At 45.8% G+C, this 13,765-nt stretch carries 14 protein-coding genes; 9 read left to right on the forward strand and 5 right to left on the reverse strand.

Annotated elements, in window-relative coordinates:
- Positions 1-12: 12 nt before the first annotated feature.
- The gene (locus tag NQ489_RS02890) at positions 13-858 is read right to left on the reverse strand and encodes an AraC family transcriptional regulator (protein ID WP_044962271.1); all 846 of its coding nucleotides are present in this window, start codon (positions 856-858) and stop codon (positions 13-15) included.
- Positions 859-1,220: 362 nt separating this feature from the next.
- Here NQ489_RS02890 and NQ489_RS02895 point away from each other — a divergent pair, with 362 nt between their 5' ends.
- Together NQ489_RS02895 and NQ489_RS02900 are read left to right on the forward strand one after the other, a co-directional pair.
- Complete coding sequence (locus NQ489_RS02895; protein ID WP_021652764.1) at positions 1,221-2,345, forward strand: aldo/keto reductase; 1,125 nt, start codon at positions 1,221-1,223, stop codon at positions 2,343-2,345.
- A 49-nt stretch (positions 2,346-2,394) separates the two neighbouring features.
- The gene (locus NQ489_RS02900; RefSeq protein WP_015525523.1) at positions 2,395-3,486 is read left to right on the forward strand and encodes a PTS transporter subunit IIC; all 1,092 of its coding nucleotides are present in this window, start codon (positions 2,395-2,397) and stop codon (positions 3,484-3,486) included.
- Between the two features lie 91 nt (positions 3,487-3,577).
- On the opposite strand, the gene NQ489_RS02905 is transcribed toward NQ489_RS02900, so the two are convergent.
- Positions 3,578-4,669, reverse strand: coding sequence for a DnaJ C-terminal domain-containing protein (locus tag NQ489_RS02905; protein WP_021652765.1), 1,092 nt, complete (start codon positions 4,667-4,669; stop codon positions 3,578-3,580).
- 365 nt (positions 4,670-5,034) lie between these two features.
- Here NQ489_RS02905 and NQ489_RS02910 point away from each other — a divergent pair, with 365 nt between their 5' ends.
- Entirely contained in the window at positions 5,035-5,988 is a 954-nt protein-coding gene (locus NQ489_RS02910) for an SH3 domain-containing protein (protein WP_021652766.1), read from the forward strand.
- 77 nt (positions 5,989-6,065) lie between these two features.
- Positions 6,066-6,977, forward strand: a complete 912-nt coding sequence (locus NQ489_RS02915) for a LysR family transcriptional regulator (protein ID WP_015525527.1) — start codon at positions 6,066-6,068, stop codon at positions 6,975-6,977.
- A 184-nt stretch (positions 6,978-7,161) separates the two neighbouring features.
- Here NQ489_RS02915 and NQ489_RS02920 read toward each other — a convergent pair whose 3' ends face one another.
- On the reverse strand, positions 7,162-7,680 hold the full coding sequence (locus tag NQ489_RS02920; protein WP_015525528.1) for a nitroreductase family protein: 519 nt from the start codon (positions 7,678-7,680) through the stop codon (positions 7,162-7,164).
- A gap of 249 nt (positions 7,681-7,929) precedes the next feature.
- Between NQ489_RS02920 and NQ489_RS02925 the strand changes: the two genes are divergently transcribed.
- Entirely contained in the window at positions 7,930-8,202 is a 273-nt protein-coding gene (locus NQ489_RS02925) for an acylphosphatase (protein ID WP_022427179.1), read from the forward strand.
- A gap of 13 nt (positions 8,203-8,215) precedes the next feature.
- Here the strand turns inward: NQ489_RS02925 and NQ489_RS17805 are convergent, their stop codons facing one another.
- The gene (locus NQ489_RS17805) at positions 8,216-8,362 is read right to left on the reverse strand and encodes a helix-turn-helix domain-containing protein (protein WP_021652769.1); all 147 of its coding nucleotides are present in this window, start codon (positions 8,360-8,362) and stop codon (positions 8,216-8,218) included.
- A gap of 207 nt (positions 8,363-8,569) precedes the next feature.
- Between NQ489_RS17805 and NQ489_RS02935 the strand changes: the two genes are divergently transcribed.
- Positions 8,570-9,700, forward strand: a complete 1,131-nt coding sequence (locus NQ489_RS02935; RefSeq protein ID WP_021652770.1) for a glycerate kinase family protein — start codon at positions 8,570-8,572, stop codon at positions 9,698-9,700.
- 222 nt (positions 9,701-9,922) lie between these two features.
- Here NQ489_RS02935 and NQ489_RS02940 read toward each other — a convergent pair whose 3' ends face one another.
- Positions 9,923-11,716: a flavin reductase gene (locus NQ489_RS02940; RefSeq protein ID WP_021652771.1), complete on the reverse strand. Its 1,794-nt coding sequence runs from the start codon at positions 11,714-11,716 to the stop codon at positions 9,923-9,925.
- Between the two features lie 291 nt (positions 11,717-12,007).
- On the opposite strand from NQ489_RS02940, the gene NQ489_RS02945 reads away from it, so the two are divergent.
- The 3 genes from NQ489_RS02945 to NQ489_RS02955 are packed head-to-tail and all read left to right on the forward strand — an operon-like array spanning position 12,008 to position 13,742.
- On the forward strand, positions 12,008-12,646 hold the full coding sequence (locus NQ489_RS02945; protein WP_022427177.1) for a Crp/Fnr family transcriptional regulator: 639 nt from the start codon (positions 12,008-12,010) through the stop codon (positions 12,644-12,646).
- Positions 12,647-12,660: 14 nt separating this feature from the next.
- Positions 12,661-13,152: a GNAT family N-acetyltransferase gene (locus tag NQ489_RS02950; protein WP_021652772.1), complete on the forward strand. Its 492-nt coding sequence runs from the start codon at positions 12,661-12,663 to the stop codon at positions 13,150-13,152.
- A 23-nt stretch (positions 13,153-13,175) separates the two neighbouring features.
- Complete coding sequence (locus NQ489_RS02955; protein WP_021652773.1) at positions 13,176-13,742, forward strand: class I SAM-dependent methyltransferase; 567 nt, start codon at positions 13,176-13,178, stop codon at positions 13,740-13,742.
- Positions 13,743-13,765: the final 23 nt, after the last annotated feature.

Raw genomic sequence — 13,765 nt, forward strand, 5'->3', positions numbered from 1 at the left:
AGGAAAAGTGGTTCAGCAATCCAGAAGATCCTCGGCATGATGATATTTTTCCCGGTATTCCCGTGGCGTCATGCCGGTTTCTTTTTTGAAGGCACGGGAAAAGGCAAATGGATTTTGATATCCGCAGGAGAACGCCACGCTGGAGACAGGGATATCCGTGATGGTCAGAAGCTCCCGGGCGTTGATGATCTTGGCTGAAGTCAGGAATGCTTGGGGTGTGGTTCCAAGATGTTTTTTAAAAAGTCCGTAAAGGTGGCTGCGGCTGATATGGAGATAGTCAGCAACATCTGTCACAGTGATATTCTGTAGCGGACTTTTTTTGATGTAATCAACAGCCTGTGTGATGTAAAAATTCTCATTGGATTCCATGGTGGTGTAGGACGCATGAAATTCTTCCTCCAGCAGGGCAATGATCCGGTAAAGACCGCTCTGGATATAGGCCTCACCGGAAGGCGTCAGTTGTGGATGAGCCATCATTTCAAGAATAGTTTCCTGATATGGAAGAACCGAATTCAGCTGCTGGACCGGAGTTTCCCCGGTAAGATGGCAGTGTTCGCAAAGCGTTGGAGCGTTTTCCCCGTTGAAACAGATCCAGATATAAGTCCAGGGATCAGAAGGTTCCGCTTTGTAGAGAGAGCTGGTCACAGGAGGAATGAAAAAGCACTGTCCGGCTTTCAAGGTATATTTCCGGTTGTTCATATAGAAATATCCCTGTCCGCTCAGCACAAAATGGATGGTGTAATATCGCCGGACACCAGGGCCGTAGGACTGTTCCGGTGTACATTTTTCCCAGCCGCAGGAAATAAGATGAAGTTCTTTTGATGAAGTCTGGCGGTTCATGACCTGCTTGTTTTTCATGAGAGTTTTCTGCCTTTCGATATATGGTTATTATAAGTAATATCAGTTTAAAATATTTGATCTGAGGTGTAAAGAACAAAGATGAACTGATAGGACAAAAGACAGTTGCCGTGCGATAAACGTGTGGCAGCTGTTTTTCTGTTTTCTGCAAAAATTCAGACGTAATGCAGGCATTGTCTTGACACTTGTAAAAGAAAAAGGTTTACCACCAGGAAAAATATCGTTATAATAGGAGAAACGCAGTTTCTCTGCGGCAAAAATATAACGGTCCGGGAGATATCTGTGTCAGAAATATTGCTTATCCGGTGATATATCAGATGATATGAGGAATTTTCCGGTATGTAATAAGAAGGGAGAAAGATATGGCATATTTAGGTGAAGAGATCAAAAAACTTGGTTTTGGCCTTATGAGACTTCCGCAGAAATCAGAAGGTGTGATCGATGTGGAGCAGACCAAAGTCATGGTGGACAAATTTATGGAAGCCGGATTTACATATTTTGATACAGCATGGGCTTATGCAGGAAGCGAAGATGCTATCCGCGAAGCGCTGGTAGAGCGTTATCCGAGAGAAAAATATCAGTTAGCCACCAAGATGGCAGCCTGGATCAACTGCAAGACAAGAGATGAAGCTCTTGCACAGTTTAAAACATCTCTGGAGAGAACAAAGGCAGGATATTTCGACTTTTATCTTCTCCACAATCTTGGAGAGCACAGAACAAAATATTTTGATGAGTACGGTTTATGGGACTGGATCCATGAACAGAAGGAAGCCGGTCTGATCAGACATGCAGGATTTTCGTTCCACTCCACACCGGAGGAGCTGGATGCACTTCTCACTGCACATCCGGAAATGGAATTTGTACAGCTGCAGATCAATTACGCAGACTGGGAAAATCCGGTGATCCAGTCAAGAGCCTGCTACGAGGTAGCCAGAAAACATGGAAAACCGGTCATTATCATGGAACCTGTAAAAGGCGGCATGCTTGCAACTCCGCCGGAAGCAGTGGAAAAGCTTCTGAAGGAAGCAGAGCCGGAAGCATCCACAGCATCCTGGGCGATCCGTTTTGCGGCAAATCTGGAAGGCGTGATCACCGTACTTTCCGGAATGAGCAATGTTGCACAGATGGAGGATAACCTTTCCTTTATGAAGGATTTCAATGGCCTTACTGACAGTGAGAAGGAGACTCTTGATAAGGCAAGAGAGGCTATGAGCAAAATTCCTCTGATCCCATGTACAACCTGTAACTACTGTGCAAAGGTCTGTCCGATGGAAATTGGAATTTCCGGTTCTTTTACAGCAATGAATTATCTGACATTGTACGGAAATAAAGCCGCCGCAGCGCATCAGGAAGACTGGCTGGTAGTCAGTCATGGCAGAAAGCGTGCAGATGAATGTATAAAATGCGGACAGTGTGAGGAAGTATGTCCGCAGCATATTTCCATCCGCGAGGAACTTGAGAAAGTAAGCGAGGCTTTTTGCAAATAAAGGAACTGATCCGGCAGGAAGCGGATCAGGGTAAGGAGAGAGTTTAAAAATGGAAAAATTCAAAGCATTTCTAAAACGGAAGGATATCGAGATCTCTCTGAAGAGATATGGTATCGATGCACTGGGAGCTATGGCACAGGGACTTTTCTGTTCCCTGCTGATCGGTACGATCATCAACACCATTGGCACACAGTTTCACATTCCGTTTCTGACTATGGCAGTTGCCACAGTCAATGATACCCAGTATACAGTAGGTTCTCTGGCATCTGCCATGAGCGGCCCTGCCATGGCAGTAGCCATCGGTTACGCCTTGCATTGCCCGCCGCTGGTATTGTTTTCGCTGATCACCGTTGGATTTGCCTCCAACGCACTTGGCGGAGCAGGCGGTCCTCTGGCTGTACTGTTTGTTGCCATTGTTGCAGCTGAGATCGGTAAGGCAGTTTCAAAGGAAACAAAGATCGATATCCTTGTAACGCCTCTTGTAACCATCGGTGTGGGCGTAGGTCTTTCCGCATGGTGGGCACCGGCTCTTGGAAAAGCTGCCATGAAGGTAGGAAGCGTGATCATGTGGGCAACAGATCTGCAGCCATTCTTTATGGGAATCTTGGTTTCTGTATTTGTTGGAATCGCACTAACGCTGCCGATCTCTTCTGCTGCGATCTGCGCGGCTCTGGGACTTACCGGACTGGCAGGCGGCGCTGCAGTAGCGGGCTGCTGTGCGCAGATGGTAGGTTTTGCGGTCATGTCCTTCAGGGAAAACAAATGGGGTGGTCTTGTCTCTCAGGGAATTGGAACTTCCATGCTCCAGATGGGTAATATTGTCAGAAATCCAAGGATCTGGATCGCTCCGATCGTAACATCTGCTATCACAGGACCTATTGCAACCTGCTTGTTCAGGCTTCAGATGAACGGAACTGCTGTATCCTCAGGAATGGGTACTTGCGGTTTTGTAGGTCAGATCGGTGTGTATACAGGATGGATGAATGATATTGCAGAAGGAACCAAGACAGCTGTTACAGCTATGGACTGGGCAGGACTTTTCCTGATCTCTTTTATTCTCCCGGCAGTTCTCTGCCCGTTGATCAATATGTTTGTACGTAAGCTCGGATGGGTGAAAGATGGAGATATGACGCTGTCATAAGCTATATCAGATCTTACTTTAAAATCAAAAAAGAGTATCACAGGAACTCATTGATAGTGATGAGCTTTGTGATACTCTTTTATTTTAACTTTTATGCTACATGTGATCCGGTGGCATTACTCCGTTCCAGTCCACAGGCCCTTGCATATTCATGGAGTTTCTCTTTTGCGGAATAATTCAGATCCTGAGGAACTTGGATCTGAATGGTTACATACTGATCACCGCGGACAGAAGGGTTCTTCATGGAAACAATGCCTTTTCCTCTCAGGCGGATCTTGGAACCGGACTGCATACCTTCCCTGATCTTACAGATAACATTTCCGTAAAGGGTGGGAACGGTGGCTTCACCGCCGAAAACAGCGGTTGTGTAAGGAATAGAAATGGTGGTATAAACATCTGATCCCTTTCGTTCATAGCCAGGACGTGTTCCTACGGTAACCTTCAGAAGAAGGTCACCAGGCTCACCGCCGCCGGTTCCGGGCATGCCTTTTCCTTTCAGACGGATACTCTTGCCGGTATCAATACCTGCCGGAATATGAATCTGAAGTGTCTGCGGTGCACCGGAGCTTCCGTCCGGACCGGACAGAGAGATCCTTTTATCTGCACCAAAAGCTGCCTCATCAAAGGTAACGTTGATGCTGGCCTTCACATCAGAGCCTTTTTGCGGAAAATCCTGTTGATGGAATCCGCCGAAGCCGTTGCCGCTGTGAAAGCCACTTCCGCCAAATCCACTGTGAAAGCTGCCACCGTTACCGGTGAAATGCTCATATGTGCCATTGCTGCCGAAACCGCGGCTTTCGCCGTGACTGCCGTGGAACATATTTCCGAAGATATCACCAAAAATATCGTCCATATTTTCACCGTTAAAATGAAATTCCTGATAGCTGCCATTGCCGCCACCCTGGAATCCGCCGAATCCACCGGCACCTGCGCCGGCTCCAGGATCAGCTCCTGCTTCAAATGCGGCATGACCAAACTGATCATACATTTTTTTCTTCTTTGGATCACTTAAGACATCGTAGGCTTCGTTTACTTCTTTAAATTTATCTGCGGCATCTGCATTACCGGCGTTTGTATCCGGATGATATTTTTTGGCCAGTTTACGATAGGCTTTTTTTATTGTTTTTTCATCTGCGTTCCGGTCAATGCCCAGAACATCGTAATAATCTCTTTTTACTGCCATGGTATTCACCTTCCCTTATATTATAGTCTGCAGCGTCCCGGATGATCGATCTGTCCTCTCAGAGGACAGATCTCCCGGACTGTCATATATTGAACGTATGCGTATAAAATTCCCCGGGAAAAATCCCGGGGGCATTACTTTTATCTTGTTCTACATGTAATATAACACTGCTAATTAAAAGTGTCAATACCTGCATTGTGAAAAAGAACATTTTGGACTGAAATAAGAGATATGATTCTTACAGCTATCAGCTAAAAATATGATATAATACTACCATAAATTCCGGTGCGGTCTGCTCAGTAAATAAAAAACAGAGAGAGCAGCAGATCAGAGAAAGATCCAAAAAAGAAAAGGAGGCGTATAATATGAGAAAAAGAACTCTTCTGTCCCATATAAAGGCAGTAAAAAGGCTGGTACTTCTGACACTTATACTGGCAGCAGCTTTTCCGGCGACGATCCGGGAGACAAAGGCAGCAGCAGGAACCACTTTTAAAGTCAAAGTCACAGATGGATACCTGGCTCTTCGGAGTGAGAAGGCTTTTGACAAAGGCAATGAGATCGGACAGCTGAATACAGGAGATCTTGTGGAAGTTACAAATCGGAAGGACGCTACTTACTGGTATGCATACGTGCCAAGACTGGATAAATCCGGCTATCTGGACAAAAACTATATCCAGATAGCAGAGAACGCCACAGCTTCCAACGATTCCTGGACAGTAAAGGTAAAAAAAGGCTATCTGGCTCTTCGAAGTACCGCAGCTTACAATGACAGTAACGAGATCGGACGTCTGAATACCGGAGATGTCGTTCTTGTAAAGGACAGCAGTGATTCTACTTACTGGTACGTATATGCTCCGGGGCTTGATAAATCCGGATATGTGGATAACCGGTATATTTACAACAGTGGTCTGTGGACAGTTAAAGTAGAAACTGGTTATCTTGCCCTTCGCAACAAGGCAGCCTATAATGAAAGCAATGAGATCGGACAGCTGAATACCGGTGACACGGTTCAGGTGAAGGACACCAGCAACGATCAGTACTGGTATGTATATGTTCCGCAGCTGGATAAGACCGGTTATGTTGACAGGAATTATCTTACCGGAGGCTCAGGTACAACAACTCCATCCATGACTGTTAAAGTGGAAAGCGGCTATCTGGCTCTGCGCAGTACAAAGGCGTATGACAAGGACAATGAGATCGCCCAGCTGAATAACGGAGATACTGTAGAAGTCATTGAGAAGAAAGACAGTACTTACTGGTATGTATATGTTCCGAAGCTTGGAAAAGAAGGATATGTAGATAAGAACTACCTTAAATAAAAAGATAAAGGATGCTTGTTGCCGGATCTGCCTGAAGAGGAACAGAAAGCCGGAACAAGAAACGGGGAGGCAGAAAGATGACTCTGGCACAGCTCAGATATACCATAGCAATTGCAAAAGCCGGATCTATGAACGAGGCAGCAAAAAGCCTTTATATTTCTCAGCCCAGTCTTTCCACGGCAATCCGGGAGCTGGAAGCAGAAACCGGTGTTGAGATCTTCCGAAGAACGAACCGAGGAATCGCCGTAACGCCTGCAGGCGAAGAATTTCTGGGGTATGCAAGGCAGGTGGTGGAACAGTACGAACTGATGGAAGCCAAATATATTTCCAAGGAACAGTCACGCAAAAAATTCAGTGTTTCCATGCAGCATTATACCTTTGCAGTTAATGCCTTTGTGGAGCTGGTAAAGCAATTCGGCATGGATGAGTACGAATTTGCGGTCCACGAGACCAAGACGCATCAGGTCATCGAGGATGTCCGTAATTTCAAGAGTGAGATCGGGATCCTCTACGTAAATGATTTTAACCGTAAGGTACTTACAAAAATGTTTCACGAGTATGGTCTGGAGTTTCACGAACTTCTCAATTGTCGGATCTACGTTTATATGTGGAAGGGGCATCCTCTAGCGAAGCGTGAGAAGATCACGCTGGAAGAACTGAAGGAATATCCGTGTCTGTCCTTTGAACAGGGAGGAAATAACTCTTTTTATTTTGCTGAGGAGGTTTTGAGCACCTATGAATACAAACGGCTGATCAAAGCCGATGACAGGGCTACTATGCTGAACCTGATGGTAGGACTGAATGGATATACCTTATGCTCCGGTATTATCTGTGAGGATCTTAATGGTTCCGATTACTGTGCTGTGAAGCTGGATTCCGATGAGATCATGACGATCGGTTATGTTGCCAGAAAGGGTGTTAACATCAGTGCCCTTGGGAAAAAATATCTGGAGGAGATTTCCAGATATAAGGATAAAGCACTGAAATAAAAGAAAATAAAATCTGACAGATCACTGCTGGAGAAGACGGGAAAAGCTTCTGGTATTTATGATACCGGAGGGTTGTTTCCCTGTGTATTCTCAGATACGTAGCGATGCGTATCATGCAGGAATCTGTCAGATTTTTATTTACATTAAAAGTTTTTGGCAGTGGAAATTTTATTCTGCAAGCCGATCACACACGGATCACAAAACCATCCTTACGCGGTTTGGCTGTTGGATACTCACAGTCACGGTATCCAAGAACACAGTGGCCTACGCCGATATATTCCTCTGGAACACCCCACTGCTTCTTCAGCTCTTTTCCTTCCTCGGAGTCAAAAACTTCTCTTGCACGGTGAATCCAGCAGGAGTCCACGCCGAGAGCATGTGCGGCATTCATGAGATTTCCCATCACAAGACTTCCGTTTTCCACACAGGTGCCCATTTTGCTGTCGGAAAAGACAATGATCACAGTTGGGGCGCCGTAGAACGGATCTGAGGTGCTGCCCATAACAGCTGCGTTCATTTTGGAAAGCCTTGCAACCAGCTCCGGATCCTGTGTCACTACCATAAGAGTGCTCTGCTGTCCCATGCCGCTGGGGGAATATTCTCCCGCCTCCAGGATCGTATCCAGAGTTTCTTTCGGAACAAGCTCTTTTTTGTAGGCGCGGATGCTTCTGCGCTCTAACAGATTTTTGATGCTTTCATTCATGATCATTACCTCCTGATGTTAAATTTTGTTGAAAATATTTTCTGCAAAAGAAAGTAAATTTCTTTTTATTCTGATAAAAACCATTATAACGCAGATGATTATAGTTTCCAATAGATAGAAGGATATAACTTTACAATTTATAAAGAAATATTATATAATCTGGTTATGATATTCCTGCGGCGGATGCGGGAGAATTTCGGGTGAAGATACAGAGACAGAATAGTTAAGACAGAAAATATGAGGTGCCAGATGGAAAAGATTCGGAAACATTTTTATTTTTCAGGAAGAGTACAGGGAGTAGGCTTTCGTTACCGCTCCTATTATATTGCACAGTCCATGGGACTGACCGGCTGGGTACGGAATCTCTGGGATGATCGTGTGGAAATGGAAGTACAGGGAACCAGAGAAGAAATCCGGGAGATGGTAGAACGCCTTTCTCAGCAGAGCTTTGTGGAGATCGAGGGGATTGAAGAGAGGGAAATTCCACTGGAGGAGGAGTTTGGCTTTCATGTGAGAGGATAGTGAAATGGCCGGTTCATTCCAGCTCCAGTGCCAGATACAACAGAACAGCGTCCCGGAATTTTCGGGGATTGAGACCACATTTTTTATAAATGTGGTTTAATTTATATTGAAGAGTATTTTTGTGGAGAAAAAGCTTCTCTGCGGCATCAGCCAGAGACATTTCCAGGGAAAAATAAGTTCGCAGAAGGTTCTTTTCATCCGGGGACAGCTGATAACCAAACAGCAGAACAGTTATTTGGCTGCAGAGCTGCGCAGAGAATATCCGCCTGACACGTAAAGGAACATTTCACGTTTCAGGTACACGGAATGATAGAACGGAGAGTACGGATATCAGTTTTACATAAAAATTATACAGGAGGAAAATAAAATGAAGGTAGTAACAGCGATCGATTCTTTTAAGGGCAGTATGACATCCATGGAGGCAGGCTTTGCAGCTGCTGAAGGTATCCATCGTGTGGATGCGGACGCAGAAGTTCAGGTAAGACCACTGGCAGACGGTGGAGAGGGAACCGTGGAAGCCCTTGTCGCAGGAATGAACGGAAAAACAGAGCACGTAAAGGTTACGGGGCCTCTTGGCGAGCCGGTGATCTGTGAGTATGGCATCATCGAAAGCACAAAGACCGCAGTGATCGAAATGGCTGGTGCAGCAGGGATCACGCAGGTGCCGGACGAAAAAAGAAATCCTCTTTATACCACAACCTACGGTGTCGGTGAGGTGATCAAGGACGCCATCGAAAAAGGCTGCCGCAGATTTATTGTGGGTATCGGCGGAAGCGCCACCAATGACGGTGGTGTGGGAATGCTTCAGGCACTTGGCTATGCATTTCTAGATAAAGACGGAAAGCAGGTCCTTCCGGGAGCAAGGGGCCTGAAAGACATCACAGAGATCACAGCTGCCTATGTGATCCCGGAGCTTGCAGAATGTAAATTCCGTGTTGCCTGTGATGTCACAAATCCTCTTTGCGGAGAGCTTGGATGCAGTTCCATCTACGGACCGCAGAAGGGTGCTACGCCGGAGATGATCCAGGACATGGATCAGTGGCTGGGTGCTTACGCAGAGCTTGCAAAGGAGCGTTTTCCGAAAGCAGATCCAAAGTATCCGGGAACAGGTGCTGCCGGCGGAATGGGATTTGCATTCCTGACCTTTACCGATGCAGTCCTGGAATCCGGGATCAACATCGTGCTGGATGAGACAAAACTTGAGGACTACATCAAAGACGCGGATCTTGTGATCACAGGTGAGGGACGTATGGATGGACAGACAGCCATGGGAAAAGCGCCGGTAGGTGTTGCAAAGCTTGCAAAGAAATATGGCAAAAAAGTGATCGCCTTTGCAGGTGCCGTACAGCGTGACGCAAGAGCCTGCAACGATGCAGGGATCGATGCCTTTTTCCCGATCCTCCGCGGAGTGGTAACTCTGGAGGAGGCCATGAAAAATGAGAATGCAAAGCAGAATCTGGCAGATACTACAGAGCAGGTTATCAGACTGATGAAATAAATAAAAGGCATATGATTCGTAAATTTCAGGATTCCTGCAGAAATACAGAGCGTGAGTGTCTGATCTGCTGTAAGAATAAATTTGGTGAAAGACGCTGCGAAGACATTGGATGATAATACAAAAAAGACAGGCCACCTCAGAAGCCTGTCTTTTTTGTGGTTTATAATTTGTAAAAATAAGGGAGCTGTAACCGGATTAAATCAATTTATGGGGATTTCAGTCTTATCCTTCGATCGGCTCAAAATCCACAGCGCCATGCTTGCACAGCGGGCAGATGATATCTTCCGGAAGTTCATCGCCTTCATAGATGTATCCGCAGACTTTGCATACCCAGCCTTTTTTGCCTTCGGTCTGTGGCTTTGGCTTTACATGTTTCTGGTAGTAGGTGTAAGTCATGGTATCCTGATCGCTCATGACACGGGCCTCTGTGACGCTGCAGATGAACATTCCGTGAGTGCCGAGATCCACATAGTTTTCTACCTTCAGGGACATGAAAGCATTGATATATTTGTCCAGGAATACCAGGCCGTTGTCGGAGTGGTTTACTTTCTGTCCGGCAAATTTATCGGTGCTTCTGCCGGACTGGAAGCCGAACTGCTCAAAAACAGAGAACGGAGCATCTGTGGACAGGCAGTTTACGTTCATGATACCGGTCTGCTGGATCACGTGGTGAGAGTAGTTTGCCTTGTTGATGTTGACAGCCACGCGATATGGGTTGTCGGTAAGCTGTGTAACGGTATTGACGATCAGACCGTTGTCCTTTTTGCCATCGTTGGAGGTTACCACATAGAGGCCGTAACCGATGCGGAACAGAGCAGTCATATCATTCTTGTTGGCAAGATCATCGCTTTTTGCAATGTATTCCTGGCAGAGCTCATCAGCCATAGCTTCCATCTGCCTGCGGTTTTCTTCATTTACTGCAGACATGATCTTAACTGTGGTATTCAGCCAGCTGATCTTTTTGCATTTGGAAAGCATTTCTTTCATAACCTTCGCTGCCAGCGGTGCCCAGGTTCCGTTTTCAATCAGTCCTACCGTGCGGTTCTGGAAGTTGTGCTCTGTCAGACGGGTAATAAAGTCGTTCATAAACGGATAGATGCCTGCATTATATGTGGTGGTTGCGAGAACCAGCTTGGAGTAACGGAAAGCATCGCTCAGTGCCTGGGACATATCGTCTCTTGCAAGATCATAGACAACAACGTTTGGACATCCTTTGCTGCGGAATTTATCGGCCAACTGCTGAACGGCCATTTTTGTATGACCGTATACAGAAGTGTAGGCGATCACGATTCCGTCATCCTCCGGTGTGTAGGAAGACCAGGTATCATAGAGGCTAATATAATGTCCAAGATCTTCAGTAAGAACCGGTCCGTGGAGTGGGCAGATGGTCTGGATATCCAGAGCTGCGGCTACTTTCAGAAGATTCTGCACCTGCACACCATATTTTCCAACGATGCCGATATAGTATCTTCTTGCCTCATCGTCCCATGGTTCCTCTGCATCCAGGGCGCCGAATTTTCCGAAGCCGTCTGCGGAAAAAAGAACCTTTTCTGTGCTGTCATAAGTGACCATAACCTCCGGCCAGTGAACCATCGGTGCAAATACAAAAGTCAGATCGTGTTTTCCAAGGGAAAGGGTTCCGCCGTTATCTACGATGATCTGATGACCTTCCAGATCCAGGTCAAAGAAGTTCTGCATCATGGCGAAGGCTTTTTTGTTGGAAACAACGATGGTGTCCGGATAAGCCTTCAGGAAGTTTGCGATGTTGGCTGCGTGATCCGGTTCCATATGCTGTACGATCAGATAATCCGGTTTCCGGTCGCCCAGAACTTTCTGGATATTATCAAGCCATTCGTGAGTAAAATTTGCATCTACCGTATCCATAACCGCAATTTTTTCGTCCAGGATCACATAGGAGTTGTAGGACATGCCGTTCGGCACTTTGTACTGGCCCTCAAAAAGGTCAACCTGATGATCATTAACGCCTACATATTTGATGGTATCTGTGATTTTCATGAGCGATTCCTCTTTTCTTTCTATGGTGGATTTATTTATATGCTTCAGTGATTTGTTTGTTTCTTAACTTTGATAAAAATATAACAGAAATTGATGGCAAAAACTGTTGCAAATACAACAAAACAGGAAAAATTTCCAGACTTTACATTTTTTTCGTGCTGGTATAAAATCAGAAACATGCAGCAAAATAAAATGCGGATAGTTGCTTTGAGAGTCCTCTTACATAGTCTTGTATACAAAGAGGAAAGTACAGATATGCGGAAGAGTATTTTGCCGGTGGGAGGAAAATTTATGGAGCATATCACTTTATTTACGGATATTTTGCCCGAAGAACAGGAAAGAATGCGTGTCTGCTTTAAAGTCCGGGAGAAAGTTTTTCAGAATGGAGAAACCATCATGGAATATTCCAGCTCCATGAAAAAGATCGGTCTGATCCAGGAGGGAAGAGCAGTTCTCTACTGCTGCGACGAGGATGGAAATGAGTATGTCATCGATGAACTGAATAGGGACAGTGTATTTGGCGAACCGTTTCTGCTTCCGTCAGATTCCCAGCATTATTATGTATGTGCCACTACCGTGACGAAGGTGCTGTTTATTGATTATGAGCATGTGATCAAGCGCTGTGAAAATGCCTGTCATCATCACAGCCAGATGGTCAGTAATCTTCTGCAGATGACAGCCCTCCGTTCCAGGCAGCAGACGGATCGGATATACATGCTTTCACGATCCTCCACCAGAAAGAAGCTGATAGCTTATCTGCATTCTCTGGCTGCGGAAAAAAATGCCGGGAAATTCAAGCTGCCCATGTCCTATACCGCACTGGCCCAGTACTTAAGTGTGGACCGTAGTGCCATGATGCGGGAGATCAAAAATCTTTCGGATGAGGGTGTGATCCGAAGAAACGGACGGAATGTGGAGCTGCTTAAATAGAGGAGAAGATCATCATGAATGTTACAGTAAGAAAATACGAAGAAAAAGATCTTCCGGATCTGATCCGGATATGGAATGAGGTTGTAGAAGACGGTGTGGCTTTTCCACAGGAAGAATGCCTTAACGAAGAGACAGGAAAAGCTTTTTTTTCAGAACAGACCTATACAGCTGCAGCAGTAGATGCGGAAAGCGGAAAAGTTTACGGACTTTACATTCTTCATCCGAATAATATCGGAAGATGCGGTCATATCTGTAACGCCAGCTATGCGGTAAGCAGAGATTCCAGAGGACTTCACATTGGAGAAAAGCTGGTATCCGACTGTCTGACCCGGGGAAAAGAGCATGGTTTTGGTGTCCTGCAGTTTAATGCGGTTGTGGCCTGCAATGTTCCTGCAAGACATCTTTATGAGAGACTTGGATTTACCCAGCTTGGCGTGATCCCGAAGGGGTTCCGTATGAAGGATGGACATTATGAGGATATCTGTCCGTATTATCATGAACTGTAAGAGAATTTTGAAAGGATTTTTAAATGAAAAATCTTCAGATCACTGCATACATGCAGCATTTTATACGGCAGCAGGTCATGCCGGGAGACATCTGTATCGATGCAACAATGGGAAATGGCAATGACACGGCTCTGTTAAGCCAGCTTGCAGGAAAAAGAGGACGGGTTCTGGCTTTTGACATTCAGAAGCAGGCACTGGAACATACGAAGGAGCGACTGAAAAGAGATAACTGTCCGGAAAATTATCAGCTTCTTCTGGAGTCTCATGAGAATATGGATGTTTATGCAGAAGAAGAAACCGTGTCCTGCATCACCTTTAATCTGGGATATCTTCCCGGCGGAGACCATTCGGTGGCGACCAGAGCAGACAGCAGCATAAGAGCGGTGGAAAGCGGACTTAAGCTTCTGAAAAAGGGCGGACTTATGACACTTTGTATTTACAGTGGCGGGGATACAGGATATCAGGAACGGGATGAGATGCTTGCGTTTATCCGTCAGCTGGATCCTCATAAATATCTGGTGATCCTGTCGGAATATGCAAACCGGCCTAATGATCCGCCCATACCGGTGCTGATCATCAAACTGCAATGAATACATAAATCGGTTACTGTCCG

Origin of the sequence: Blautia sp. KLE_1732_HM_1032 (genome assembly GCF_025147905.1) — a bacterium.
GTDB classification, from domain to species: Bacteria; Bacillota; Clostridia; order Lachnospirales; family Lachnospiraceae; genus Blautia_A; species Blautia_A fusiformis.